The organism is Chitiniphilus shinanonensis DSM 23277 (assembly GCF_000374805.1).
Lineage (GTDB): Bacteria > Pseudomonadota > Gammaproteobacteria > Burkholderiales > Chitinibacteraceae > Chitiniphilus > Chitiniphilus shinanonensis.
The window spans coordinates 93,774-119,709 of the sequence record NZ_KB895341.1 but is presented as its reverse complement, the minus strand read 5'-3'; the positions used below and the strand labels follow the sequence as shown (position 1 = coordinate 119,709).

22 protein-coding genes are annotated in these 25,936 nt (G+C 65.4%); 21 read left to right on the top strand and 1 reads right to left on the bottom strand.

The window, feature by feature from the left end; translation table 11 throughout:
* Positions 1-7: 7 nt before the first annotated feature.
* The gene (locus tag C556_RS0109495) at positions 8-586 is read right to left on the bottom strand and encodes an acetate uptake transporter (protein WP_018748013.1); all 579 of its coding nucleotides are present in this window, start codon (positions 584-586) and stop codon (positions 8-10) included.
* Between the two features lie 347 nt (positions 587-933).
* On the opposite strand from C556_RS0109495, the gene galU reads away from it, so the two are divergent.
* The 21 genes from galU to C556_RS19940 all read left to right on the top strand — a co-directional run bounded on the left by galU (position 934) and on the right by C556_RS19940 (position 25,854).
* The gene (gene galU, locus C556_RS0109490; protein WP_018748012.1) at positions 934-1,998 is read left to right on the top strand and encodes a UTP--glucose-1-phosphate uridylyltransferase GalU; all 1,065 of its coding nucleotides are present in this window, start codon (positions 934-936) and stop codon (positions 1,996-1,998) included.
* A gap of 541 nt (positions 1,999-2,539) precedes the next feature.
* A complete protein-coding gene (locus C556_RS0109485) occupies positions 2,540-3,502 on the top strand; it encodes a class I SAM-dependent methyltransferase (RefSeq protein WP_018748011.1) in 963 nt (320 codons plus the stop codon).
* Between the two features lie 424 nt (positions 3,503-3,926).
* Complete coding sequence (locus tag C556_RS19950; RefSeq protein ID WP_018748010.1) at positions 3,927-4,466, top strand: adenylyl-sulfate kinase; 540 nt, start codon at positions 3,927-3,929, stop codon at positions 4,464-4,466.
* Positions 4,463-5,215 carry a class I SAM-dependent methyltransferase gene (locus C556_RS0109475; protein ID WP_018748009.1) on the top strand — a complete coding sequence of 251 codons (753 nt, stop codon included), beginning with the start codon at positions 4,463-4,465 and terminating at the stop codon, positions 5,213-5,215. Before C556_RS19950 ends, C556_RS0109475 begins: the two co-directional genes overlap by 4 nt.
* 15 nt (positions 5,216-5,230) lie before the next feature.
* Positions 5,231-7,543 (top strand): PEP/pyruvate-binding domain-containing protein, encoded by a 2,313-nt coding sequence (locus C556_RS0109470; RefSeq protein WP_018748008.1) that lies wholly within the window; start codon positions 5,231-5,233, stop codon positions 7,541-7,543.
* On the top strand, positions 7,540-8,136 hold the full coding sequence (locus C556_RS0109465) for a gamma-glutamyl-gamma-aminobutyrate hydrolase family protein (protein ID WP_018748007.1): 597 nt from the start codon (positions 7,540-7,542) through the stop codon (positions 8,134-8,136). The genes C556_RS0109470 and C556_RS0109465 overlap by 4 nt, the downstream gene beginning before the upstream one ends.
* On the top strand, positions 8,129-8,929 hold the full coding sequence (locus C556_RS0109460) for a 3'(2'),5'-bisphosphate nucleotidase CysQ family protein (RefSeq protein WP_018748006.1): 801 nt from the start codon (positions 8,129-8,131) through the stop codon (positions 8,927-8,929). The genes C556_RS0109465 and C556_RS0109460 overlap by 8 nt, the downstream gene beginning before the upstream one ends.
* Complete coding sequence (locus C556_RS0109455) at positions 8,926-9,660, top strand: phosphocholine cytidylyltransferase family protein (RefSeq protein WP_018748005.1); 735 nt, start codon at positions 8,926-8,928, stop codon at positions 9,658-9,660. The genes C556_RS0109460 and C556_RS0109455 overlap by 4 nt, the downstream gene beginning before the upstream one ends.
* A complete protein-coding gene (locus C556_RS0109450) occupies positions 9,647-10,744 on the top strand; it encodes a DegT/DnrJ/EryC1/StrS family aminotransferase (protein WP_018748004.1) in 1,098 nt (365 codons plus the stop codon). The genes C556_RS0109455 and C556_RS0109450 overlap by 14 nt, the downstream gene beginning before the upstream one ends.
* Positions 10,741-11,685 (top strand): WxcM-like domain-containing protein, encoded by a 945-nt coding sequence (locus C556_RS24075; RefSeq protein ID WP_018748003.1) that lies wholly within the window; start codon positions 10,741-10,743, stop codon positions 11,683-11,685. The genes C556_RS0109450 and C556_RS24075 overlap by 4 nt, the downstream gene beginning before the upstream one ends.
* Positions 11,685-12,770: a hypothetical protein gene (locus tag C556_RS23415; protein WP_018748002.1), complete on the top strand. Its 1,086-nt coding sequence runs from the start codon at positions 11,685-11,687 to the stop codon at positions 12,768-12,770. The genes C556_RS24075 and C556_RS23415 overlap by 1 nt, the downstream gene beginning before the upstream one ends.
* 13 nt (positions 12,771-12,783) lie before the next feature.
* Positions 12,784-17,358 (top strand): glycosyltransferase, encoded by a 4,575-nt coding sequence (locus C556_RS21615; protein ID WP_169338611.1) that lies wholly within the window; start codon positions 12,784-12,786, stop codon positions 17,356-17,358.
* Positions 17,359-17,565: 207 nt separating this feature from the next.
* A complete protein-coding gene (locus C556_RS0109430; RefSeq protein WP_018748000.1) occupies positions 17,566-19,179 on the top strand; it encodes a flagellin N-terminal helical domain-containing protein in 1,614 nt (537 codons plus the stop codon).
* A gap of 85 nt (positions 19,180-19,264) precedes the next feature.
* Positions 19,265-19,639 (top strand): flagellar protein FlaG, encoded by a 375-nt coding sequence (locus C556_RS0109425; protein WP_018747999.1) that lies wholly within the window; start codon positions 19,265-19,267, stop codon positions 19,637-19,639.
* Positions 19,640-19,681: 42 nt separating this feature from the next.
* Positions 19,682-21,733, top strand: a complete 2,052-nt coding sequence (fliD, locus tag C556_RS0109420; RefSeq protein ID WP_026262955.1) for a flagellar filament capping protein FliD — start codon at positions 19,682-19,684, stop codon at positions 21,731-21,733.
* Positions 21,734-21,753: 20 nt separating this feature from the next.
* Positions 21,754-22,221 (top strand): flagellar export chaperone FliS, encoded by a 468-nt coding sequence (gene fliS / locus C556_RS0109415; RefSeq protein WP_018747997.1) that lies wholly within the window; start codon positions 21,754-21,756, stop codon positions 22,219-22,221.
* Positions 22,208-22,528 (top strand): flagellar protein FliT, encoded by a 321-nt coding sequence (locus tag C556_RS0109410; RefSeq protein ID WP_018747996.1) that lies wholly within the window; start codon positions 22,208-22,210, stop codon positions 22,526-22,528. Before fliS ends, C556_RS0109410 begins: the two co-directional genes overlap by 14 nt.
* A gap of 174 nt (positions 22,529-22,702) precedes the next feature.
* The gene (locus C556_RS0109405; RefSeq protein WP_018747995.1) at positions 22,703-23,083 is read left to right on the top strand and encodes a DUF2802 domain-containing protein; all 381 of its coding nucleotides are present in this window, start codon (positions 22,703-22,705) and stop codon (positions 23,081-23,083) included.
* Between the two features lie 180 nt (positions 23,084-23,263).
* Positions 23,264-24,361 (top strand): flagellar hook-length control protein FliK, encoded by a 1,098-nt coding sequence (gene fliK, locus C556_RS0109395; RefSeq protein WP_018747993.1) that lies wholly within the window; start codon positions 23,264-23,266, stop codon positions 24,359-24,361.
* Positions 24,351-24,722, top strand: coding sequence for an EscU/YscU/HrcU family type III secretion system export apparatus switch protein (locus C556_RS0109390; RefSeq protein ID WP_018747992.1), 372 nt, complete (start codon positions 24,351-24,353; stop codon positions 24,720-24,722). Before fliK ends, C556_RS0109390 begins: the two co-directional genes overlap by 11 nt.
* Positions 24,723-24,726: 4 nt before the next feature.
* Positions 24,727-25,854, top strand: a complete 1,128-nt coding sequence (locus tag C556_RS19940) for an MFS transporter (protein ID WP_018747991.1) — start codon at positions 24,727-24,729, stop codon at positions 25,852-25,854.
* The last annotated feature ends 82 nt before the right edge of the window (positions 25,855-25,936 follow it).

Here is a 25,936-nt window from a genome sequence, read left to right as displayed (position 1 = left end):
ATGCGGATCAGGCGGGGCGCAGTTCGCCCACCGGCAGTACGGCGCGGCCGTAGGTTTCGTTCAGCACCTGCGCCATCGCCCAGTAGATGGCGCTGGCGCCGCAGACGATGCCGACGTAGCCGGCGATCACGCCCACCAGCTCGCTGCCTGCGAAGTTATGCGCGGCCAGCAGCGCGAACAGCACGGTCAGGCTGCCGAACACGAACTGCTTGGCGCGGCAGTAGCGCAGGCTGCCGAAGAACATGAACAGGGTGAACACGCCCCACAGCGCCAGGTACATGCCCATGAAGCCCGGCTCGGTGGGCGCGGTGAGCTTCAGCGCCGGCAGCAGCCACAGGCCCACCAGCGTCAGCCAGAACAGGCCGTAGGACATGAACGCGGTGGTGCCGAAGGTATCGCCGCGCTTGAAGCACATCACCCCGACGAAGATCTGCGCCAGACCGCCGTAGAAAAGGCCCATGCTCATGATCATCGCGCTCACCGGGTAGAAGCCGGCGTTGTGGATGTTGAGCAGGATGGTGGTCATGCCGAAACCCATCAGGCCGAGCGGCGCGGGGTTGGCGAACGGGGACGACGAAGCGGACATGGGGGTGATTCCTGGAAGTTGGCAAAGCGGGCGCCCGAAGGCGAAACGGCTGCATGCTACGGCGCCCGCCGAATCGGGCCATCCCCCCGGCCGCGCCATTTCGCATTGCCTTGACTACCGGCAAACCCTGACCTTGGCAGGAGTTTCCGTGCGTAACGGCTGCTTGCGCCGCGTAATCACCCGGGCCCGGCCAGGGGCCGTGGGTGACCGCCCGTCTTGGAAGATCTGCAACCCGGCCCGGCGCACCCCGCAACGGGCCTGCCATATCAGGATTGTTTAATTTTCTGAACGTCAGGAATTTTCAAACGGCGATTGACGACGATGTTCAATTTAATGAACATGGCCGCATGCGCAAACTCGAAGCCATCCAGTTGTTCGGCACGCAAAGCCGCCTGGCCGCCGCCCTCGGGCTGGGGCGCTCGGCGGTGTCGCAGTGGCCGGACGATCTGCCCCAGCGCCACGCCGATCAGGTGCTGGGCGCTGCGCTGCGCCTGGGTTTGCTGACCGCTTCCGATTTCAGAGGGGAATTCACGATGCAGAAGGTTCGCAAGGCAGTCTTTCCGGTGGCCGGCATGGGCACGCGCTTCCTGCCCGCCACCAAGGCCAGCCCGAAGGAAATGATGTCGGTGGTGGACAAGCCGCTGATCCAGTACGCGGTGGAAGAGGCCCTGGAGGCCGGCATCACCGAGATGGTGTTCATCACCGGCCGCAACAAGCGCAGCATCGAGGACCACTTCGACAAGGCGTACGAGCTGGAAAGCGAACTGGCCGCCAAGGGCAAGCGCAAGCTGCTCGACATCCTGCAATCGATCATCCCCAAGTCGGTGAGCTGCATCTACATCCGTCAGCCCGAGGCGCTGGGCCTGGGCCACGCGGTGCTGTGCGCCGAGCCGGTGGTGGGCGACGAGCCGTTCGCGGTGATCCTGGCCGACGACCTGATCGACGGCAACGGCACCTCCGAGATGAAGCGCATGGTCGAGGTGTTCGGCGACACCCATTGCTCGGTGCTGGGGGTGGAGGAAGTGCCGCACGAGGACACCGGCTCCTACGGCATCGTCGAGGTGCAGGAAGGCGGCAACAATCGCCTGAAGATCAGCAACATCATCGAGAAGCCCAAGCCCGACGAGGCACCGTCCAACCTGGCGGTGGTCGGCCGCTACATCCTCACTCCGCGCATCTTCCATCACCTGCAGAACGTGCAGCCGGGCAAGGGTGGCGAGATCCAGCTCACCGACGGCATCTTCGCGCTGATGCAGGAACAGCACGTGCTGGCGCACACCCTCAAGGGCACGCGCTACGACTGCGGCTCCAAGCTGGGTTATCTGAAGGCCACGCTGGCCTATGGCCTGAAGCACGATGAGGTCGGCCCGGAATTCGCGGCCTACCTCAAGGATTTTTGTAAAGCGGTGTGAGTGGGGCGGCTGATTGCGACAGGGCGGGGTAACCCGCCCTTTTTAATTGTTCCTCACAAGTTAAGGCCGCTGGATTTGGCCGGTCGGTTTTGGCTGTGGCAATGCCTCGCCGCTACAGGGGAGGGCGGATGGCGAAAAAAAGATCCAAATCCTAACCGGCGCAGCGATTTTGATGCCGAATACGGATGATGTGTCGTGGATGGCGCGCGGCTGAACGACGCGTCGTTTGGTCAATGTGTATCCGGCCCTGCGGGCGGTAAAACAAGCCCTTGGCTTTAGCCAGCGGTTGTTTGGTTTGAATCAAACCCTTACCTGTAAAACATCCGCGGAATCTGGTCACTGTCGCGTTGCGGCTGCTATGCTCATTTCGCTTGGCCGCTTCAATCTTCGCAGGGTTGAGTCGTGGCATCGTATCCCAATGCAGCGGCAGGCTGGCCCGACCGATACTGGCCACTGGCCCCGACCCAGGCTCGCAAGCAGTGGCTTGCTTCGAACGCCCTTGAACATCCACATCCACGGAAATGCACAGGAGTCCCTACTGATGCTCAGCAATGAAGAATTGGAACAGGCCGCCAAAGATTGGTGGTACTACACCGTGGAACTCTCTCCCGGGATGGTGGTTCAAGGCGCCTATCCGCCCGACTTTCCTTATATGCCGCGCATACTGATGAGACAGGCTCATTTGCAGAAACAGGATTGCTTGGACTTGGGCACCATGGAAGGGGTGATACCTGTATTAATGAATCGCAAGGGGGCGAATCGGGTATTGGCGGTCGATGCGGTGCCTCACTGTACTCAGAAGATGGACTGGCTCAAAAAGGCTTACAACGCAAACTGGGATTTCCGCGAAGTTGGCCTGATGTACGACCTCGATCAGAAGTTGGCGAATGAAGGAAGCTTCGATTACGTCAATCTTTCCGGCGTTCTTTACCATGTATTTTCGCCGATGCACACCTTGGCCTGCATTCGCCCGTTGGTCAAAAAGAATGGGCTGTTCATGATATCGACCAATGTGGTCAACGAGCAGTCAGACGTGATGCACTTCAATACGGCCGGCAAACTTCAGACCGAGCCGAACACTTTCTGGTATCCCTCGATTCCGCTGCTGGAGTACATGCTCCGATACTTCAACTTTGCCCCCATCGACTGCCTCTATAGCCGACACCCCTCCGATTCGGCGCTGTTCGTGCCGGGCAAGGAATGTGGATTCATTTCCATCGTCTGCCGCGCAGTGGATCGCGGCAATGCCCTGCCCGCCAATGACAATTGGGCTCGACATTCCATGCTGAGCTCATGGGAGTACATGGGCCTTTCTCCCCAGCAGCACGGGATGGACCAGCCTGTTTCCACCATCGGTTACGACGTGCCGGAAGTCCTGCAGGCTCAGGTCGCGCAGAAGGGGTCGATAGACCTTTATCTGGCCGTCAATGAATACGGTCGCCGAATCATTCGCGCCACCCGAGCGCAGGATACCTATCTGCTGAGGCTCGGCGACGAGTCTTGATTCGACGCTCCCCCGGGCGCGAGCGGCATGCCGCTGCGAGTCCAATCCTTTCAATCGCGGGCCGTGCCGCCGGCATGGTTGCCCCGGAAGCGGCGCCCCATTCCGCCACATGAAGGGGCCTGTCGGCTGATGCTTTCAATGCGCTTGGTGCCGCGCGGCGGTTTGGCGGCGTTGCGCAAATGAAACGGCCCGGTTTTTGGAAGCTGCTGATTTATCGGGGCGATCTTTTCTCCGGCGATGCCGGCGCCCTGGCCGGACGGCCCATGGCCTCACGACGCCGATACGGCGCGCGTTTCTTCCCTTAAGATGCAAAGATCCGGAAAGGAATCGAGGCGTTATTCGAAATGCATGGTTTGCATGGGTCCGGTAAACCGCCGGCCGCGGATCGGCCGGTAAATGGCGCGCGGGCGAGCGGGGGCCGGCGATGAGCGGCGGCCGCGTATTCTGGGTGACCGGCCTTGCCGGCGCGGGCAAGACCACCCTGGGCGGTGCACTGTATCGCCGGCTGCTGGATGCCGGATGCCGCGCGATCCTGCTCGACGGCGACCGCCTGCGCGAGGTGTTCGGCGGGCAGCACGGCTATTCGGTCGAGGAGCGCCGTTATCTCGCGATGTGCTATGCGCGTCTGTGCAGCATGCTGGCCGACCAGGGCGCCGACGTGGTCTGCGCGACGGTGTCGATGTTCGCCAGCGTGCGCCAATGGAATCGCGAGCATATTCCCGGGTATCGCGAAATCTACGTGGTCGCGCCGGTGGATCATCTGCTCGAACGCCGTGCCTTCTATAGCGATCCCGCCATATCCCAGGATGTGGTCGGGCTCAATCCCGCCTATGAATTGCCGACCGATCCGCATCTGCTGATCGAGAATGACGGCCGGCGCACGCCGGAACAAATCGCCGAGGAAATCCTGTCGTCGCTGGGCGACCATCGGCCACGCCAATCTGAAGAGGAGCAATCGTCTTGAAAACCGAATGGGATTACACCGAACTCGCCGACGCCTATCTGCAACGGCCGGATTACGCCGAAAGCGCCATCGACGATCTGGTGCGGCTGGCGGGCGTGAAGCCGGGCGACAAAGTGTGCGACGTGGGCGCCGGTGTGGCCCATCTGACGTTGATGCTGGCCAGGCGCGGCCTGGAGGTGGTGGCCGTCGAGCCGAACGATGCCATGCGCGGCAACGGCATCGTCCGCACCCGCGATCTGTCCAATGTCGCCTGGTTCGAAGGCACCGGCGAAGCCACCGGCCAGCCGGACCACGTGTACAAGATGGTCACCTTCGGTTCGTCGTTCAACGTGACCGACCGGCCGGCGGCGCTGCGCGAGACCCAGCGCATCCTGGTGCCGGGTGGCTGGTTTGCCTGCATGTGGAACCACCGCGACCTCGACGACCCGGTCCAGGCGCGCATCGAGGCCATCATCCGCGAATTCGTGCCCGGCTACGGTTATGGCACCCGCCGCGAGGACCAGACCGAGGTGATCGAGCAGAGCGGGCTGTTCCGCGAAGTGCATCGCATCCAGGGCAGCGTGCTGCACCACCAGGGCGTCGAGGATTGCATCGAGGCGTGGCGTTCGCACGCCACCCTGCAACGCCAGGTCGGCGCGCGCTTCGGCGAGGTGGTCGAGGCGATTGCCGCCTATGTGCGCGGCCTGGGCGTGGATCGCATCCCCATTCCCTACGTGACCAATATGTGGGCCGCGCAACTGAAGGGTTGAGGAAGGGCTGACGCCATGCGGTTCCAGAGCAAGGCAGGCACGCTGGAGTCATTGCAGCCGGTGCTGCGCAGTGCGCGGGTGCTGCCGCAGTTGCGCTTCACCGTGGCGCAATGGCGGGCGGATGCGGCGGGGCTGGGGGCGCGTATCCGCGAGCTGGGCTGGCCGCTGCTGGCGGTGCGCAGTAGCGCCCTGGCCGAGGACAGCGCTAGCGGCTCGCTGGCCGGCCGCTTCGAATCGGTGCTGCGGGTGCCGACGGCGGCGGTGGCCGATGCGGTGACCGCGGTGATCTCATCGATGGCCGACGCCACCGGCGAGGTCGATCCGCACAACGAGGTGTTCGTCCAGCCGATGCTGGAGCGGGTGGAGCTGGCCGGCGTCGCCTTTGGCCAGGACCCGGCCACCGGCGCGCCGTACTACGTGCTCAACTACGACGACACCAGCGCCCGCACCGACAGCGTCACCGCCGGGGGGTCGAACCAGCTGCGCACCCGCTATATCCACCACCTGGCGCCGGTGCAGCCGGCGCCGCTCGGTGCCGTGGTGGCGTTGATCGAGGAACTGCGCACGCTGTTCGGCACCGCCGCGCTCGACCTGGAATTCGCCATCGCCGATGGCGGGCTGGTGCTGCTGCAAGTGCGCCCGCTGCTGGTGCCCGACGCCGGCGTCGATACCGCGGCGCACCGCGACATGCTGGGCCACATCGCGGCCAAGATCGAACAGGGGCGCCATCCGCATCCGTTCCTGCATGGCCGGCGCACCGTCTATGGCGTGATGCCGGACTGGAACCCCGCCGAGATCATCGGCGTGCGCCCCAAGCCGTTGTCGCTGTCGTTGTACCGCGAGCTGGTCACTGACAGCATCTGGGCCTACCAGCGCCACAACTACGGCTATCGCAACCTGCGCAGCTTCCCGTTGATGCTGCATTTCCATGGCCTGCCGTACATCGACGTGCGGGTCAGCTTCAATTCCTTCGTGCCGCGCGACATCGACGGCTCGCTGGCCGACAAGCTGGTCAACTACTACGTCGACCGCCTGCTGGCCGCGCCCAACCTGCACGACAAGGTCGAGTTCGAGATCGTCTTCTCCTGCTACACGCTGGATCTGCCCGAGCGGCTGGCCAGGCTGAGCGAAGCCGGTTTCACCCCGGCCGAGCAGCAGCGCCTGGCCGACAGCCTGCGCAACCTGACCAACCGCATCGTCGACAACGACACGGGGCTATGGCGCTCCGACCGCGACAAGCTGGCGGTGCTGGCGGCGCGGCGCGACGAGATCCTGGCGGCCGACGTGGATCGCGTGTCGCGTATCTACTGGCTGCTGGAGGACTGCAAGCGCTATGGCACGTTGCCGTTCGCCGGGCTGGCGCGCGCCGGCTTCATCGCGGTGCAGATGCTGCGCTCGCTGGTGGCGGTCGGTGTGCTCGACCGCGCCGCCTACGACGCCTTCATGAACGGCCTGGATACGGTCAGCGGCCAGATGACGCGCGACCTGATCCAACTCGACCGCACCACCTTCCTTGCCAAGTACGGCCATCTGCGGCCCGGCACCTACGACCTGTTATCGCCGCGCTACGACGAGGCGCCCGATCTCTATTTCGACTGGCAGCGCACCGTGGCCGAGCACGCGCCGGCGGCGCCGTTCGCGCTGTCGCTGGCGCAGATGCGCGCCATCAGCAAGCTGCTGGCCGAGCATGGCCTGGCGCACGACGTGGTCGGGCTGTTCGATTTCCTGCAAGCCGGCATCGAGCTGCGCGAATACGCCAAGTTCGTGTTCTGCCGCAACCTGTCGGACGCGATGTCGCTGTTCCGCGAGCTGGGCCGCGAGCACGGCTTCTCGCTGGACGACATGGCGTATGCCGACATCCATTGCGTCCACGAGCTGTACGCGGCGGGCGTCGATCCGGTGGCGCTGATCGGCGAGAGCATCGCGCGCGGCCGCCAGCGTTATGCCGAAAGCTGCCAGATCGTGCTGCCGCCGTTGCTGTCGTCGCCGGACGACGCGTTCTCGTTCGAGATGCCGGCCACCGAACCCAACTTCGTCACCCATCGGCAGGTGACGGCGCCGGTGGTGTCGTACCGCGACCGCGAGCGGCTGGTGGGCGCCATTGTCGCCATTCCCAGCGCCGATCCCGGCTTTGACTGGCTGTTCTCGCACGATATCGCCGGCTTCATCACCGCCTACGGTGGCGCCAACTCGCATATGGCGATCCGCGCCAACGAGCTGGGGCTGCCGGCGGTGATCGGCGCCGGCGAAGTGCTGTACGGCAAATGGTCGGCCGCGCGGATGCTCAACGTCGATTGCGCCAACCGCCGGGTGGAGGTGCTCAGTTGAAGCCGGTACTGGTCAGCCAGCGCATCGACGTCTGGCCCGATCGCAATGAACGCCGCGACGCGCTTGACCAGCGGCTGGTCGCCATCCTGGCCGAATGCGGCCTGCTGGCCGTGCCGGTGCCGAACCGGCCCGAAAGCCTGGCCGCGCTGTGGTGGACGGTGATGCCGGCCGGCGTGGTGCTGTCCGGCGGCAACGATCTGCGGGTGCAGGGCGGCGATACGCCGGAGCGCGACGCCACCGAGCGCGCGCTGCTCGACCTGGCCGGCGGCAACACCGTGCCGGTGCTCGGCATCTGCCACGGCCTGCAAGCGATCGTCGATCATTTCGGCGGCGTGCTGGAACGCATCGAAGGGCACGTCGCCACCCGGCATCCGGTGGCGGGCGAGTTGGGCGCGTTCGAGGTCAACAGCTACCACAACTGGGGCGTGCGCCAACTGCCCCCGGGCCTGCGGGCGCTGGCGCAGGCGCCCGACGGAAGCATCGAAGCGCTGCGCCACACCGAGCTGCCGGTGCTGGCGGTGATGTGGCACCCCGAGCGCGAAGCGGCGCTGGCTCCCCACGACCGCCAACTGATCGAGCGTCACTTTGCCTGATATCGCCCTGGACCATCCCCGACTGGAAGCCGAGCTGGTGCGCATCGCGCGCCTTGCCGGCGCGGCCATTCTCGACATCTACGCCGGCGCCGATTTCGGCGTCGAGGCCAAGGGCGACGGCTCGCCGCTGACGCTGGCCGACCTGGCCGCCAACCGCGTGATCCTGGCCGAGCTGGCGGCGTGTTTCCCGTGGCCGGTGATTTCCGAGGAGACGCCGGTCGACTATGCGGTACGCCGCGATTGGCAGACGTTCTGGCTGGTCGATCCGCTCGACGGCACCCGCGATTTCCTTGACCGCAACGACGAGTTCACCGTCAACATCGGCCTGATCCACGACGGCGTGGCCATCGCCGGCGTGGTGTACGCCCCGGCGCTCGACGAGTTGTATTACGGCGCTTTGGGGCAGCGGGCCTGGATGGCGCGCGACGGCGTGCGTGCCGGCCTGCCGGGATGCTGGGCGCCCGAGCGCGCGCTGGCGTGCAGCCGCCATCACGATGTGCCGCAGACCGCCGCCTTCGCCCGCCTGAACGGCGTGGCGCGCAGCGTGCCCATCGGCTCCGCGCTCAAGTTCGGCCGGCTGGCCGCCGGCGAGGTCGATCTGTACCCGCGCTTCAACGGCAGCAGCGAATGGGACGTCGCCGCCGGCGACGCCGTGCTGCGGGCCGCGGGCTGCCTGTTGCGCGCACTGCCGGGCCTGACACCGATGCGCTACAACACGCCCGGCCAGCGCAACCCCCATTTCATCGCCGCGGCGCCGCACGTGCCGCTGGATCAACTGAGCTATCCCACATGACCCGAGCCATCATCCTCGCCGCCGGACGCGGCAGCCGCATGGGCGCGCTGACCGCCGAACAGCCCAAGTGCTTCACCCGTCTGCACGGCCGCCGCCTGCTCGACTGGCAACTGGCCGCGCTGCGCGGTGCCGGCATTGCCGACATCGCCGTCGTGCGCGGTTACTGCGCCGACAAGTTCGACGAGCCGGTGCATTACTTCGACAACCCGCGCTGGGCCGAGACCAACATGGTGCGCACGCTGGCCGAGGCGGGCGACTGGCTGCGCGCCGGCCCGTGCATCGTCAGTTACAGCGACATCTTCTATTCCGCCGAGACGGTGCGCCGGCTGGCCGCGTGCGACGAGGAACTGGCGATTTCCTACGACCCGGACTGGCTCCAGGTGTGGCAGAAGCGCTTTGCCGATCCGCTGGCCGACGCGGAGACCTTCCGCCGCCATGCCGACGGCACGCTGGCCGAGATCGGCGCGCGCAGCGACAGCGTGGCGGCCATCGAGGGCCAGTACATGGGGCTGCTGAAGTTCACGCCGGCGAGCTGGGCGCGCGTCGCGGCGCTGTTGGCGGATCAGGGCGCCGCCGCGGACAGGCTCGACATGACCTCGCTGCTGCGCCACGGCCTGGCGCAGGGCTGGCGTATCGGCACGGTGCCGGTCGCGGGCCCCTGGGGCGAGGTGGATTCGGCCGACGATCTGGCCGCTTACGCGGAGGTGGACTTCGATCATGTTGCTGATTAACGATCTGGGACGGCACAACGGCGCGCTCGACGCCGAATTGCGCGCCGCCATCGACCGCGTGCTGCAACGCGGCTACTACATCCTCGGGCCGGAGAACCAGGCGTTCGAGGCCGAATTCGCGCAATACCTCGGCGTGGCAGGCACCGTGGCGGTCGGCAACGGCACCGACGCGCTGGAACTGGCGCTGCGCACACTGGAGGTCGGCCCCGGCGACGAAGTGCTGACGGTGGCCAATGCCGGGATGTACGCCAGCACCGCCATCCGCGCGATCGGCGCCGTGCCGCGCTATGTGGATATCGAGCCGCAGTCGATGCAACTGGACCTGCGCCTGCTCGACGCGGCCGTCACGCCGCGCACCCGCGCGCTGGTGCTGACCCACCTCTACGGCCGCATGGCCGATGCCGCAGGCGCGCTGGCCTGGGCCCGCGCCCGCGGTATTGCGCTGATCGAAGACTGCGCGCAGGCGCACGGCGCGATGCGCGACGGCCGCCGCGCCGGCAGTTGGGGCGATCTGGCCGCGTTCAGCTTCTACCCGACCAAGAACCTGGGAGCCCTGGGCGACGGTGGCGCGGTGGCGAGCAACGACGCCGAGCTGCTGGAACGGCTGCGCAGCCTGCGACAGTACGGCTGGCGCGGCAAGTACCACGTCGGCCTGGAGGGCGGGCGCAACAGCCGGCTCGACGAATTGCAGGCGGCGGTGTTGCGAGCCAAGCTGCCGCACCTCGATGGCTGGAACGCGCGGCGGCGCGCGATCGTGCAGCGCTATCGAGCCGGCCTGGCCGACCTGGGCTGGCAACTGCCGTTGCCGCCGGGCGACGACGACGTGGCCCACCTGTGCGTGGTGCGCCTCGCCGCGCGCGATGCGGTGCGCAGCGCGCTGGCCGCGGCGGGCATCGCCACCGAGATCCACTATCCGATTCCCGATCACCTGCAAAGCGTGGCGGCGCCCGGCGTGTCGCTGCCGGAAACCGAGCGCGCGGCGCAGACCATCCTGACCTTGCCGTGTTTTCCCGAGTTGTCCGATGCCGAGATCGATCAGGTCATCGCGGCGTGCCGGGCCGCAGCGGCGGAGCATGCGGCATGAACTACTACGTCCACCCTTCCGGCTTGTGCGAGAGCACGCAGATCGGCGACGGCACCCGGGTGTGGGCCTTCGCCCACGTACTGCCCGGAGCGCGCGTCGGCGCCGACTGCAATATCTGCGATCAGGTGTTCATCGAGAACGACGTGGTACTGGGCGACCGCGTCACGGTCAAATGCGGCGTGCAACTGTGGGACGGCCTGCGCATCGGCGACGATGTGTTCATCGGCCCGAACGCCACCTTCACCAATGACCGCTTCCCGCGCAGCAAGCAGTACCCGGAGGCGTTTGCCCAGACCCGCATCGAACATCACGCGTCGATCGGCGCCAACGCCACCATCCTGCCCGGGCTGACCATCGGGCAGCACGCGATGATCGGTGCCGGCGCGGTGGTCACGCACTCGGTGCCACCCTATGCCATCGTGGTCGGCAACCCGGCGCGCATCGTCGGCTATGCCACCACGCCGGTGGACACGAAGAAGCCTTCCCCCGCGAGCGCGCCGCGGACCGTCGGCGATGGCAACTGCCAGGTGCGCGGCGTGCGCTACCTGGAAATGCCGGTGTTCGAGGATCTGCGCGGTGCGTTGACCGTCGGCCATTTTCCCGCCGACGTGCCGTTCCAGCCCCAACGCTATTTCATGGTGTTCGACGTGCCGAGCAAGGACGTGCGCGGCGAACACGCGCACAAGGTGTGCGAGCAGTTCCTGGTCTGCGTGCGCGGCAGCCTGCGCGTGGTGGCGGACGACGGCCACACGCGCCAGGAGTTCGTGCTCAACCATCCGCGCAAGGGGCTGCACCTGCCCGCGATGACGTGGGCCAGCCAGTACGCCTATAGTCCGGATGCGGTGCTGCTGGTGTTCGCCTCGCATGCCTACGACGCGGACGATTACATCCGCGACTACGCCAGCTTTCTCAACCTCGTTGCCGAACAGGACGCCCGCTGATGTCCTTCGATGTGCTCTGCTATTGCTACCACGTCTCGCACGTGTTGAACCTGGGGCGGATTCCGGCGCTGCTGGCCGCGCGCGGCGCACGGGTGCGCTGGTTCAACGCCTTCCCCGAAGCGTCATTTCCGCAACCGAAATCCCCGGGCATCGACTATGCATTCGACGTGCCGCTGGAGGCGGTGGGCGCGCAGGAGGCCGATCTCTACCTGACGCCGTTCGTGGGCCAGTCCGCGCATTTTCCGAAGCGGGCGCGGCGGGTGCATTTCCTGGTGTCGCTGACCAGTCTGGACGGGGTCTACGACAAGGGAATGTTCGACCACTACGACGTGATTGCCTGCGCGGGGCGCCACCATATCGACGAGTTCACCGCGTTGGGCCGCGAGCGGCGCTGGTCGAACAAGACGCTGATGCCGGTGGGTTATCCCAAGCTCGACGGCCAGCGGCGCCAGCTGGCCGAATCCGGCCTGACCGCGCCGGAGGTGTTGACGGTGGTGTTCGCGCCGACGCACGCCTATTACGTCAACCGTGGCTTTTCCATCCTCAACCAGTACGGCGAACAGTTGGTCGCGTCGATGCTGGACGACGGCATCGCGGTGGTGTTCCGCCCGCATATGGAATCGTGGCGCGACCAGGACAAGCCGGTGGTGGAGCGCATCGTCGCGCGCTTCCAGGATCATCCACGCTTCACGCTGGATCGCTCCGGCAACTACTTCGACACCTACGCCCGCAGCCACCTGATGTTGACCGACATTTCCGGCACTGGCTTCACTTACGCCTTCACCTTCGGCCGGCCCGCGCTGTTCTTCGCGCCGAACACGGCGGACGAGGCCGGCATGCGCGGCATCCAGTTCGAGCGCCGCGAGAACATCGGCCTGGTGGTGCGTTCGCTGGACGATGTGGTGCCCAAGCTGCGGCTGGCGCAGACCCACCATGCGTTCCTGGAGCGGCAGATCGCCGATTTCAGCGACTGGCTGTTGTTCAACCCGGGCGACAGCGAACAGTTCTTCGCCGAGCACGTCCACCAGCTGCTGGCGCCACCGGGAACGATGTCGAACTGGCCCCACCTGCATCATCCTGCCTGAGCGGAATCCAATCATGACTACAACTGCCCGCCCGGATGTCACTGTCGCGGTGATGTCGTACAACAACGCGCGCTATATCGGCCAGACCATCGAATCGGTGCTGGCCCAGGCCGGCGTGTCGTTCGAATTGCTGGTGTTCGACGATCAATCCACAGACGATACCCTGGAGGTGCTGGCGCGCTACCGGGACCATCCCAACTTCCGCTACGAGGTCAATCCGCAGCACTTGGGGGCGATTGGCAACTACAACCGCTGTGTCGAAGCGGGCAGTGGGCGCTATGTGGTGGTGCTGGGCTCGGACGAGGTGATCCATCCCGATCATCTGGCCTCGCTGTTCTCGGCGCTGGAGCTGCATCCAGAGGCGGCACTGGCGTACACCCAATGCAGCTGGATCAATGAACACGGCGAGACGGTGCGCCATGCCGCGCATCCCGGCCATCTGCCGCATTCCTACTTCGGCCACCGCGACGAAGTGGTCGACCTGCTCAGCTTCGGCAACTACATCGAGCCACCTGCCGTGATGTTGCGGCGCAGCGTGTTCGATACGGTGCGGCTGCCGGACGGCTCGTTGCGCCGGCCGGACCTGGAGGCCGGAGACTGGGAACTGTGGACGCGCATCGCCCGCAAATACCCGGACTTCGTGTTCCTGCGCCAGTCCACCGTCGGCCGGCGCGTGCAGGCCGGCGAGGAAGCACAAAGCGCCTCTGCTTCGGAGCGGTTGCTGACCGAGCACACTGAAATCCTCGAATCGAACCTGACCGATCCAGAGAGAGCAAAACGCTTGAGCGCGGCCGGCGAGCGGATCTGGCACCACTACCAGCAGCGGTTGTCCAGTGGTTCGGGCATGGACCAGGAAGAACTTCGCGCCCGGGCGGCGGCCATCCGCGAGGTGCTATGCGTACCGCTGGTCAGTGTCTGCATCAGCTCATACAACCACGCCGCCTACATCGGCGAATGCCTCGAGTCGGTGCTGGCGCAGAGCTACCCGAATGTGGAGATCGTGGTGGTGGACGATGCGTCACCCGATGAGACCGCCACGATCATCCGGTACTACGCAGAGCGTCATCCCGATCGTTTGCGCTTGATTGCCCTGGAGGAGAACCTCGGGCCCACGCGCGCGCCCAATCTGGCATTCCAGGCGGCGCGCGGCGAGTTCATCGCGCTGCTGGGGTCGGATGACCGCATGCTTCCGGATCGCCTCGCCAAGCAGGTCGAATACCTGCTGCATCACCCTGACACGGTGGCGGTGTTCACCGAAGTTTCCCCCATCGACGAGCATGGCGAGCCGGCTCCGCATCTGGCGCAGATCGACGCGCTGTTCAATCAGCCCATTTATCACCTGCGCCGTCAGTTGCTGGCCGGGAACATGCTGAATGCGCCTTCGGCAATGATCCGGGCGGCGGATCTGCACGCGTTGGGGGGGTACTCCCCGTTGCTGCGGTATGTGCAGGATTACGATCTGTGGGTTCGATTACTGCTGCGGGGCGAACTGGCTCGCCTGCCCGAGCGCCTGACCGACTACCGGGTACACGGGCGCAATCTCAGCGTGTTCGGCAGCGAAGGGCCGAGTTTCCAGACGCGAATCGAAACGGTTGCTGTCATGACGCGGGCGGCACAGCAATGGCCGCTTGAACGCCTGCTACCGGTCGAATGTACCAGCCCGGCTCAGCGGGCCGCCGCCTTGCTCGAACTGGCGCGCATGTTCGAACAGGCGGATCAGAACTTTTTCCAGCGGCCCATGATGGCCACGGCCACGGCGTACGAACTGGCGTTGCGTGCCAGTGAGCACGATGTCGCTCAGGCAGCGCCTTACAAGCACGAGTTGGAGATGCGGCTTGGAGGGGGCGAAACCCAGGTCGAAGTTGCCCCGGACCCGGTTGAAAGCAAACCGGGCAAGGATCAACAGTATGCTCGCTGGCTGGCCGAGCAGCGCCTGACCCGCGCTGAAGCGCAGCACTTCGATGCCCGGATGCAGACCTGGCGGAAGCAGCCGCTGATTACCGCGGTGGTACTCGATTTGGCGGGCAGTATCCGCCAGGTGGTCGATACCCTGAACAGCCTGAGCGAGCAGCTCTACAAGCCGGCGTCGATCGTCATCCTTTCACGCAACCCGGCCCCATCGGGTAACCAGAGCGACCGGGTATTGTGGTTGCAGGTGGGCGACGACTGGGCCGAGCAACTGAACGAAGTGGCCAGGCAGCTGCCGTGCGACTGGTTGTTCCTGTTGCATGGCGGCGACCGGCTGGAACCGTCGGCGCTGCTGCTGTTGGCCGAGGGCATCGACGAGTTCGAAGCGCTCACCTGCTGCTATCTGGACGAGGATGCCATCGACGGCGACGGCGGTTTCGGCGAGCCGGTCTTCAAGCCCGATTTCAACCTGGATCTGCTGCGCAGCATGCCCTACGTCGGCAGTGCTTTTGCCATTCAGCGCGATTGCCTGCTGGAGCTGGGCGGCTGGCCGACCCATCTGGGCGAGGCGGGTCACCTGGAACTGTTGTTCCGGGTGGTGGAGGAAAAGGGCCTGCACACCATCGGCCACCTCGACCACCTGTTGCACCACGCGGCGCAATCCTTCGGCCAGTGGCTTGCCCGACCCGACATTGCCGAGGCGACGATGCGCGCCACCAGTGCCCACCTGGAGCGCCTGGGCATCGCCCACGAGATCCGGCAAGGCGCGGCACCGGGCCTGCAACGCGTGCTGTACCAGCATTCTGCCCAGCCGCTGGTATCCATCATCGTGCCGACCAAGGATCAGTTGCCGATGTTGCGGCGCTGCATCGAATCGCTGATGGAGAAGACCACCTATCCGAACTACGAACTGATCGTGGTGGACAACGGCAGCGAGACCCCCGCAGCCCAGGCGTATCTGGATGGGCTGGAATCGCTGGGCAGCGAGCGTATTCGGGTGCTGCGTTATCCGTATCCGTTCAACTATTCGGCGATGAACAATGCCGCCGTGGGTATTGCCCGTGGCGAATACCTGCTGCTGTTGAACAACGATACCGCCGTGTTCCAGCCGGATTGGCTGGAGGCGCTGCTCAACCATGCGCAACGGCCCGAGGTGGGCGTTGTCGGTGCCAAGCTGCATTTCCCGGATGGGTGCATCCAGCATGCCGGCGTGGTGGTGGGGCTACGCGGCCCGGCCGACCATCCCGGCGTGGGTATGCCGGCCGACGCCCTGGGCTACATGTTCCGTTTTGCGGTGGATCAGAACTACCCAGTGGTCACCGCGGCATGTCTGATGATCCGCAAGGAGGTCTACCAGGCGGTCGGTGGCCTGGACGAGCAGGATTTCGTCGTGGCGTTCAACGACGTGGACCTGTGCCTGAAGGTGCGTGCACAAGGCTACTTCACGGTCTGGACGCCCTATGCCGCGCTGCTGCACGAAGGCAGCGTCAGTCAGAGGATGATCGATCCGGACAAGCTGGAGGCCAAGCGCAAGCGTTTGGAGCGCGAGGGGGACGCCATGTACCGCAAGTGGTGGTCGGTGATCGCCCACGATCCGGCATACAACCGCAACATGACGTTGAGCGGCAATGGTTTCGAAGTCGAGACGCGCAGCCTCCTCACGCATCGCCCGATCTCGTGGCCGGCCGCGCCGCGCGTGCTGGCGCATCCGGGTGACCAGATGGGCTGCGGCCATTACCGCGTGCTGCAACCGTATATCGCCATGTACGACGCACTGTTGATCGACGGCGCGGTGTCGTTCGAACTGCTGCCGCCGTTCGAACTGGCCAAGTTCGGTGCCGATTCGATCATCCTGCAACGGCAGAACAGTGAGCTGCAGGTGGAGTTCATCCGCCATATGCGCAGGAATACGCCGTGCTTCCTGGTCTACGAACTGGACGACTATCTGCCCAACCTGCCGATGAAGAGCCTCCATCGCGACGCCATGCCCAAGGATGTGCTCAAGCAGATGCGCAAGGCGCTGTCCTACGTGGACCGCTTCGTCGTCTCGACCGCGCCGCTGGCCGAGGCCTATCGTGAGCTGCAACTGCACAGCGATATCCGCGTGATCGAGAACCGCCTGCCGGTGGGCTGGTGGGATGGCGTGCAAAGCAAGCGCCGTGGCGGCGCCAAGCCCCGCGTCGGCTGGGGCGGCGGCGCCAGCCATACCGGCGATCTGGAGCTGATCGCCGACGTGGTGAAGGAGCTGGCGAACGAGGTGGAATGGGTGTTCTTCGGCATGTGCCCGGACAAGCTCCGGCCCTACGTGCACGAGTTCCACCCCGGCGTGCCGATCGAGCAGTATCCGGCCAAGCTGGCCAGTCTCGATCTCGACCTTGCGCTCGCGCCGCTGGAACATAACCTGTTCAATGAGTGCAAGAGCAATCTGCGCTTACTTGAGTACGGTATCTGCGGCTTTCCGGTGGTGGCCACCGATATCGTCTGCTATCGCAGCGGCCTGCCCGGTGTGACGCTGGTGAAGAACCGCTTCCGCGATTGGGTCGATGCCATCCGTGCCCATCTGGCGGATCTGGATTCGTCTGCTCGCCTGGGCGACGAACTCAGGGATACGGTGCGCAGGGAATGGATGCTGCGCGGCGAGAACCTGGAGCGGTGGCGCAAAGCCTGGTTGCCGGATTGACGCAGTGCAGCGCCGCTGGTCCGGCCCGCGGCCTCCGATGGTGGGGCGGCGGGCTGGAAGCGGCCATATGACTGGCTTGCGGGCATATGAGAAAAAAAACATGTTCCCGCTAAAGTTACCCGATGAGGCGTCGATAACGGGAACAAGGGCAGGTCGTGTGGCCCGAATCACCGTCCCTAGAAAAGCGTTCTCTCGAGGAGAAACCTCATGCAAGTCATCAACACGAACGTTCCGTCACTCAACTCCCAGCGGAACCTGAACACCTCCCAGTCCAGCCTCACCACGTCGCTGCAGCGGCTCTCCTCGGGTCTGCGCATCAACAGTGCCAAGGATGATGCTGCCGGCCTGGCGATTTCCCAACGTTTCACCTCGCAGATCCGCGGTATGGATCAGGCGCAGCGCAACGCCAACGACGGTGTGTCGCTGGCGCAGACCGCCGAAGGCGCGTTGTCCCAGATGGGCGACATGCTGCAACGTATCCGCGAACTGTCGGTGCAAGCCGGTAACGCCACCCTGGGCGCCAGCGACCGCGAAGCGATCAACGCCGAAGTGCAATCGCTGACCGCCGAACTGGACCGCACCGCGCAAACCACCCAGTTCAACGGCCAGAAGCTGTTCGACGGCACGTTCACCGCCGCCACCTACCAGGTCGGCGCGAACTCCAACGAAACCATCACCGCCACCACCGCCAACCTGCGCACCACCCAGTACGGTACCTACCAGACCGGCGCGGGCAACGGCACGGGCGCCAAGTCGATCAGCAACTTCGTGACCGGCTCCTCGACCTACGCCGCCGGTGCCACCGGTACCGTGAATACCGCCGGCGCAGCCGTCAGCGGTGCGGGCACCTTCAGCATCAACGGCACCTCGATCTCGGTGACCGGCACCGACATGGCTCGCGACATCGCCGCCAAGATCAACCAGGCCAACGTCGGCGTGAAGGCCAGTGCCCGTACCGAAACCACTATTTCGATGGGCAGCGGTACCTACACCCTGGCGGTCGGCTCCAAGAGCGACACCTTCCAGTCGGTGACCTTCAACGTGAAGGATGCCAACAACAACGGTAGCATCGACGCCGATGAATACGAACAGGCGATCTCCGCCTTCAACCAGAAGTCGGCCCAGACCGGCGTGACCGCCCAGCTCGATACCTTCCAGGATTCGAGCGGCACCGTCCAATACGGTATCAAGCTGACCTCGGACGATGGCTCCAACATTGTGCTGAGCTCGGCCAGCGGCGTGGCCTCCGGCTTCGGCGGCACCGTGTCCGCCTGGAACTTCAATGCAACCGCGTCGACCGGGGCCCAGCAGTACATGGCCAGCTCGTCGGTGTTCAGCGCGGGTGCCTCGGGCTCGGTGACCTTCGCCGGCCAGGTGACCCTGAACTCGGCCAACTCGTTCTCGGTGACCACCAGCGGTGCTTCGTTCACCTCGGGTGTGATGTTCACGGCATCGAACAACAGCACCGCGTTCGCCTCGGGCTCGACCTACCAGGCCGACCTGAAGACGGTGGAAAAGCTGGATGTGTCGTCGGTCGACAAGGCCACCCAATCGCTGCGCGTGGTGGACGACGCCCTGGCTCGCATCGCCGACCAACGTTCGAAGTTCGGTGCACTGCAAAGCCGCTTCAGCGCCACGATGGCCAACCTGGCAACGACGTCCGAGAACATGTCGGCCGCCCGTAGCCGGATCCAGGACACCGACTTCGCATCGGAAACCGCGAACCTCACGCGTGCACAGATCCTGCAACAAGCCGGTACGGCAATGCTGGGTCAGGCGAACTCGCTGCCGCAACAGGTGTTGAGCCTGCTGCGCGGCTAAGACGCCAGCCGAGTTGATCGCCGCTAGGTGATCGAGCCCCGATCAGGCAACGCTTGATCGGGGCGTTTTCACAGGAGAGCGAACCATGCAGATCCAATCAATCGGTGCCTCGAGCAGTGTGCCGCTGGATTTACTGCCGTCCGATCCCGCTGTCCGCCAGACCGGCGCAGCGCCCCCTGCCGCAGCCAACCTGTTGCCCAACGCCGTGACCGGCATGCCGGGAACCAGGGATCAAGCCTCGCTGGAGGATGCCCTGAAGAAGTTGAACGATACGGCCAAGCTGCTTTCCAACAGTAATTCCCTGCGTTTTTCCATCGACGAGGACACCGAGATGGTGGTGGTCAAGGTGATGGATGGAGAAACCGACGAAGTCATCCGGCAGATTCCATCGGAAGAAGTGCTGGCCATCGCCAAGGCCATCGACCAGTTCCGGGGAATGCTGATTAAAGAACAGGCTTAAACTGCCGATCACCTGTACAGACGTGTCTAGAGGAACATAACAATGGCTATCTCATCCGCGGGCCTGGGTTCGGGCCTTAATGTGAACGGCATCATCTCGCAACTCATGCAGATCGAGAGCCAGCCGCTGGACAAGCTGAACAGTCGCATCAAGGAAGCACAGACCAAGATTTCGGCCATCGGCTCGTTGCAAAGCTCGCTGTCGTCGTTCCAGGCACGTGTGCTGGCGTTGTCCAGCAACAGTGCCTACAAGAGCCTGCAAGGCAGCCTGACCGACAGCACCATCGGCACCGTCGTCACCTCCGCGGCGGCACAACAGGGCAGCTACAGCCTGGCCGTGTCGCAACTGGCCCAGAGCCACAAGCTCAAGTCGGAGGTCTATTCCAGCGCCAGCTCGCCCGTGGGCACCGGCAAGCTGACCATCCAGTTCGGCACCTTCGACGATGGCGGCACCCCCGGCGATCAGAGCGACGACAAGTTCTCGGTCAACGGCGAGAAGGGCGCGATGACGATCGAGATCGACAGCAAGAACAACACGCTGACCGGTCTGCGCGACGCCATCAACAACAAGAACGCCGGTGTCACGGCCACCATCATCAACGATGGCGGCGGTTATCGCCTGCTGCTGTCCTCGACCGACAGCGGTGTGGCCAACAGCATGCGTATCCAGGTCGAGGATACGGACGGCAACAACACCGATACCAGCGGCTTGTCGAAGTTTGCCTACGACCCCACCGGCACCAGCAACCTGAGCCAGACCCAGGCGGCGCAGAACGCGCTGTTCACCCTGGACGGTATCGAGATCAGCAAGTCGAGCAACTCGGTCAGCGACCTGTTGCAAGGCGTCACGCTGAACCTGCAGAAGGTCAGCGCCAAGGACACCACCACCGGCAAGCCGGTATCCACCACGCTGAACATCACCCGCGATACCACTGGCGTGAAGAAATCGGTGCAGGAATTCGTCGATGCCTACAACGAATTCGTCAAGGGCGTGGATGAGCTGAGCTTCTACAACCAGGAAGACAAGACCAGCGGCCTGCTGACCGGCGACTACGTCATCCGCTCGATGCAGAATGCTATCCGTTCCACTCTGAACGAGCGTCTGGGCGACGGCAGCTTCTACCAGAGCCTGACCGATGTCGGCATCAGCTTCGACAAGGCCGGCAAGATGACGCTCGACAACAGCAAGCTGCAAAAGGCGCTCGACAGTCGGCCCGAGGACGTGGCCAGCCTGTTCGCGCAGAACGGCGTGGCCAGCGACGCGCGTGTCACCTTCACCTCGTCCACCACCTCGACCAAGACCGGCAAGTACGACATCGAGATCACCCAGCCCGCCATGCGTGCGCAGTTGACCGGCCTCGCCATCGATCCGGCCGGGCCGTTCACCATCACCGAGGGCGACAACGACACCATCATGGTCGCCGTGGACGGCGTGTCGTCCAAGCAGATCAAGCTGACTGCCGGCAGCTATTCCTCCCCGGCCGCGCTGGCCGCGGAAATCCAGTCGCAGATCAACGGCGACGCCAACCTCAAGGGTGCCGGCGTATCGGTGTCGATGGCGTTCAATGCCACCACCAACCAGTTCGAGATGACCTCGACGCGCTACGGCAGCGCCTCGAAGGTGCAGATCACCAGTACCGGCGCGCAGACCGAACTGTTCGGCCTCAAGGTCGGCCAGCGCGGCGAGGGCAAGGACGTCGCGGGCACGATCAACGGCGCCGCCGCCACCGGCAGCGGACAGGTGCTCAACGGTACCGGCCCGTCCGAAGGGCTCAAGCTCACCATCACTGGCGACACCGCCGGTTACTATGGAACACTGTCGCTCAGCCGCGGCTTTGCCAGCCGGCTGGATCAGACCCTGAATTCGCTGCTGTCCGACAAGGGGGCGGTGCAGGGCCGGATCAACGGGCTGAACCAGAACATCAAGGACATGAATGCGCAGGGCCTGGCGCTGAATCGTCGGCTGGATGCCACCGAAAAGCGGTATCGTGACCAATTCACCGCACTGGATGTGCAGATGTCCAAGATGAGCGGTGTCAGCTCCTATCTGACGCAGCAGCTGTCGATGCTGAGCAACCTCGCGTCCGGCAAGTAACGTTTTAAAGGGATTACATCATGTCTGTCGGTGTGCAACGCGCGCTTTCCGCATATGGCAAGCAAGGCCTGGAGGCGACCATCGAGAGCGCCAGCCCGGGACAATTGGTGGTGATGCTGTACGACGGCGCGATCAAGGCAATCCACCTGGGCAAGCTGCACATGCTCAATGGCGAGATCGCCGAGAAAGGCGCCTCGATCAGCAAGGCCATCGCCATCATCGACGAGGGCCTGCGCATCTCGCTGGACAAGGAGCAGGGTGGCGAGCTGGCCGAGAACCTGGAAGCGCTGTACTTCTACATGACCGGCAAGCTGTTCGAAGCCAACCTGGACAACAATCCCGACTTGCTTGATCACGTGCTGGAGCTGCTGACCGACCTGAAGGAAGCCTGGGAAAGCATTACCGCCGCCCCGGTTCCGGTTGCGCCCGAGGCCGGCGCAGCGGCACCCGCTCCCGATCGTGGAACCCTGAGTTATGGAAGAGCTTGACGTCACCCAGCTGCTGACCGCGTTCAATCTGCTGACGCACCGCATGCTGGGCGAGGCGCGCAACGCGCGCTGGGAGGAAATGCTGGGCAACCAGGAAGCCTGGAACACCTTGCAGGACGAATTGCGCGATATCCACTGGGAGAACTACTCCCCGGAACAGCGCGAAGTGCTGAGGACGCTGTTGCTGGATACCCAGCAGGCCATCGACGAACTGACCGCGCTGTGCACGGCATGGCGGCCGCAACTGGCGGCGATGCTCAACGGCCTGCACAACTCGTCCAAGCTGCGCAACGCCTACCGCGTCTGACGAGGTTGCCCGCTGGGCCGGGGCAGGGGCGTAAGGGGTTTGTACAATGCCCGGCCAGTTGCCGGAATGGGATGATGTGCCGTGGATCGTGCGCCGCGCCGGACGAGGTCGTCGGATCCGTCGCTGCGATGGCATGATCGAAATTGACACGTAACGCCCAGGGAGCGGGCAAGCATGAATGGCATCGTCGTCACCTGGCCGCAACTCCTTTACCTCGGCCTGGTGCTCATCCTGTTCTATGTCGCCGAGTTGCTGCTGTTCCTGCGCAAGGCGCGCCGCCAGCCGCGCGACGGCGAGGATCACCAGCGCGTCGAGGCGCTGGAGGATCATGTTGCCCTGCTGCATCGCGAGATCGAGGCGCTGAAAATCCGCCTTGCCGCCACCTCGCATCTGCAGGATGCCGTGGAGCTTCCCGCCAGCGAAACGCCCTATGCGCACGCCATCCGCATGGCCCGGCAAGGGGCGGACGTGGAAGACATGGTGCGCGAATGCGGCATCAGCCGCGGCGAGGCCGATCTGATCGCCGCGCTGTATCGCGCGGAACGACAAGGTTGACCGCGCATGGACCGGATCGCGGCCCAGGGCGGACGAACGCGAATCACCCAACGATCGCCGACAGCACGCCGCGCGACAGCGCGCGCAACCCAGCGGGCGTGGTGCGTATCCCGATGAGGCGCGCCTTGCCCGTCGTCGCCCGCCGCGAGCTGTCCGCGACGCACATGGACGGGCATTGACATGTTGCCGGGCAATCCATCGGTCAGCGTACTGCAACTGTACGTCCGTACCCAGCAGGGGTTGGTCGAAGTCCTCAAGCCGTCGCCCGACGACGCGGCCCGCTATACCCCGGGCGAGCGGGTGCACGCCACTGTGGTCGAGCAGATGCCCAACGGCCGCTTCGCTGTCCTGGTGAAGGACCAGTTGCTCGACCTGAACCTGCCGCGCAATACCCAACCCGGCGAGGAGTTCGACCTGACCGTGGTCGGGCGCGAACCCAAGCTCACCTTCGCCATGGCGCAGCAGAGCCAGGCCGCGCCGCAGAGCCGCGAGGCGGCGCTGAGCCAGGCCGCCAAGTACCTGACCACCCTGTTGACCGGCGGGCGCGGCGACCCGGGCAAGGCCACCGTCACCTTGCAGGGCAGCGAGCCGTTGGCCGCGGGCCGGCCCGATCCGTCGCAACTGGCGTCGCGCCTGGCGGGCGCCTTGTCGGAAAGCGGCCTGTTCTACGAATCGCACCAGGCCGAATGGGTCAACGGGCAGCGCAGCCTGCAAGCGCTGCTGCGCGAACCGCAGGCGCAGCTGCCGCGCCCGCAGGATACCCAGCTCGGCCAGCAGCAGGCCGGCGACAAGGGGCACAACGCCGAGGACCTGGCGCAGATGCGCGGCAACTCGCCGGGCCTGGATCGGCTGCTCAACGTGCATGACCAGCGGCTGGGGGCCGAGGCGCAGGCACTGCTCAAGGGGCTGGTGCAGCAGCAATTGGACACCATCGAACAGCGCCCGGTGATCTGGCAGGGGCAGGCCTGGCCCGGCCAGCCGCTGAAGTGGCAACTGGAGCTGGAAAACCAGCGCGACGCCGACGGCCACGTCGATACCGAGGCCCAGCGCTGGCAGACCCGGCTGGATCTCGACCTGCCCAACCTGGGCGGCGTTTCCATCATCGCCACGTTGTACCAGGGAGAGTTCACCTTGCAGTTCTCGGCGGAGCGGCCCGATACCGTGGCGCGCCTGCGCGAGCAGCAGGGTCAGTTGAGCCGGCAGTTCGACGCCGCCGGTCTCAGCCTGAACATCGCCCAGTTCGAGCTGGGTGGGGAGGCGGCCGCCGATGGCGCGTAAGGTCGTCCGCAATACGCCCGACCGCCAGCAGGCGGTGGCGCTGGCCTACCAGGAAGGCAGCGGCTCGCCGCGCGTGGTGGCCAAGGGGCAGGGCATCGTGGCCGAGCGCATCATCGAGAAGGCGCGCGAGGCCGGCGTGTTCGTCCATGAATCGCCCGAACTGGTGGCGATGCTGATGCAGGTCGATCTCGACCAGCGCATTCCGCCGCAGTTGTACCGCGCGGTGGCCGAATTGCTCGCCTTTGTCTACCTGGTCGAGGCCGGTTCCACGGTCGAGGCCCCGGTGCTATCGTTGCCCGACCTCATCCCGGATGCCCAGGCACCCACGCCGCCCGCATCGCCCGCACCCGACCGTCGTTGATTCCATGACTGCCGTACCGCTGCGCCCGGCGCGCCATGCCGTGGCGACCCTGTTCTTCGTCCTCGGTTTCAACTACGGCACCTGGGCCTCGCGCCTGCCCGCTCTCAAGGACAAGCTGTCGCTCGACCCTTCCCAGGTGGGTTTCCTGCTGCTGGCCAGCGGGCTCGGCGCGGTGTTCTCGTTTCCGGTCACCGCCTGGGTATTGCGGCGCCTGGGCGCGCGCACCGCGTGCTGGATCACCGCGGCACTGTTGCCCGCGCTGCTGCTGGCGCTCGGCCTGGCGCCGAGCTATCGGCTGGCGCTGCTGGTGATGGCGCTCGAAGGCGTGGCAGCCGCCTGCCTCAACGTGGCGATGAATGCCCAGGCGGTGCAGGTGGAGTTGCAGGGCGGCCGCGCCATCATGTCGCGGCTGCACGCCACCTTCAGCCTGGGCGGCTTGGCCGCGGCGCTGTTTGCGTCGGCCGTGACCGCCTTGTTCGATCACCTGGCGCTGCACTTCCTTGTCGCCGCGCTCGGCATGTGGAGCGCCGCGTGGTGGGCCGGCCGCCGCCTGTTGTCTTTGCCGCCGGAGCCGGTGGCCGAGCCGGGCCGGCGTTTCTCGCTGCCATCGGGCGCGGCGTTGTGGCTGGGTGCGGCGGCACTGTGCGGCACCGTCATCGAGGGCTCGATGTCCGACTGGTCGGCGCTCTATCTCAAGGAGCGGGCCGGGGCTTCGGAAGCCTTCGCGCCGATGGGGCTGGCATGCTTCGCTGCAACCATGCTGCTGGCACGTTGGCTGGGCGACTCGTGGCGCACCCGCTGGGGCAGCCGCCGCCTGCTGACCTGGGGCGGCCTGCTGGCGGGCGCCGGACTGGCGTCGGGCCTGCTGCTCGGTGGGCCGGTGCCGGCGCTGCTGGCTTTCGCCCTGGTCGGCCTAGGCATCGCCGCCGCGTCGCCGTGCATCTACCTTGCCGCCGCGCGCCAGGGGCCGGTGGCGCTGGCGGCGATCACCACCACCGGCTCGGTCGGGGCGCTGCTGGGGCCGCCACTGATCGGCTTCGTCGCGCATGCCTCGCACCTGGGCTGGGGACTGGCGTGCGTGGCATTGGCTGCGGCGTTGATCGCGCTGGCTGCCCGGCATATCGATTGGTGACAGCTGGCGTTTATCCCGGCCTGGCGCGGCCCAGCCCTTCGGGTTCGGGGCATTGCCGGCACGCGGCGGCGTTGCAAGCCGC

Excerpts from the sequence above, each read along its gene's own strand:
- C556_RS0109495 (WP_018748013.1), bottom strand. The coding sequence starts at position 586 with ATGTCCGCTTCGTCGTCCCCGTTCGCCAACCCCGCGCCGCTCGGCCTG.
- galU (WP_018748012.1), top strand. The coding sequence starts at position 934 with ATGCGCAAACTCGAAGCCATCCAGTTGTTCGGCACGCAAAGCCGCCTG.
- C556_RS0109485 (WP_018748011.1), top strand. The coding sequence starts at position 2,540 with ATGCTCAGCAATGAAGAATTGGAACAGGCCGCCAAAGATTGGTGGTAC.
- C556_RS19950 (WP_018748010.1), top strand. The coding sequence starts at position 3,927 with ATGAGCGGCGGCCGCGTATTCTGGGTGACCGGCCTTGCCGGCGCGGGC.
- C556_RS0109470 (WP_018748008.1), top strand. The coding sequence starts at position 5,231 with ATGCGGTTCCAGAGCAAGGCAGGCACGCTGGAGTCATTGCAGCCGGTG.
- C556_RS0109455 (WP_018748005.1), top strand. The coding sequence starts at position 8,926 with ATGACCCGAGCCATCATCCTCGCCGCCGGACGCGGCAGCCGCATGGGC.
- C556_RS0109450 (WP_018748004.1), top strand. The coding sequence starts at position 9,647 with ATGTTGCTGATTAACGATCTGGGACGGCACAACGGCGCGCTCGACGCC.
- C556_RS24075 (WP_018748003.1), top strand. The coding sequence starts at position 10,741 with ATGAACTACTACGTCCACCCTTCCGGCTTGTGCGAGAGCACGCAGATC.
- C556_RS23415 (WP_018748002.1), top strand. The coding sequence starts at position 11,685 with ATGTCCTTCGATGTGCTCTGCTATTGCTACCACGTCTCGCACGTGTTG.
- C556_RS21615 (WP_169338611.1), top strand. The coding sequence starts at position 12,784 with ATGACTACAACTGCCCGCCCGGATGTCACTGTCGCGGTGATGTCGTAC.
- C556_RS0109430 (WP_018748000.1), top strand. The coding sequence starts at position 17,566 with ATGCAAGTCATCAACACGAACGTTCCGTCACTCAACTCCCAGCGGAAC.
- C556_RS0109425 (WP_018747999.1), top strand. The coding sequence starts at position 19,265 with ATGCAGATCCAATCAATCGGTGCCTCGAGCAGTGTGCCGCTGGATTTA.
- fliD (WP_026262955.1), top strand. The coding sequence starts at position 19,682 with ATGGCTATCTCATCCGCGGGCCTGGGTTCGGGCCTTAATGTGAACGGC.
- fliS (WP_018747997.1), top strand. The coding sequence starts at position 21,754 with ATGTCTGTCGGTGTGCAACGCGCGCTTTCCGCATATGGCAAGCAAGGC.
- C556_RS0109410 (WP_018747996.1), top strand. The coding sequence starts at position 22,208 with ATGGAAGAGCTTGACGTCACCCAGCTGCTGACCGCGTTCAATCTGCTG.
- C556_RS0109405 (WP_018747995.1), top strand. The coding sequence starts at position 22,703 with ATGAATGGCATCGTCGTCACCTGGCCGCAACTCCTTTACCTCGGCCTG.
- fliK (WP_018747993.1), top strand. The coding sequence starts at position 23,264 with ATGTTGCCGGGCAATCCATCGGTCAGCGTACTGCAACTGTACGTCCGT.
- C556_RS0109390 (WP_018747992.1), top strand. The coding sequence starts at position 24,351 with ATGGCGCGTAAGGTCGTCCGCAATACGCCCGACCGCCAGCAGGCGGTG.
- C556_RS19940 (WP_018747991.1), top strand. The coding sequence starts at position 24,727 with ATGACTGCCGTACCGCTGCGCCCGGCGCGCCATGCCGTGGCGACCCTG.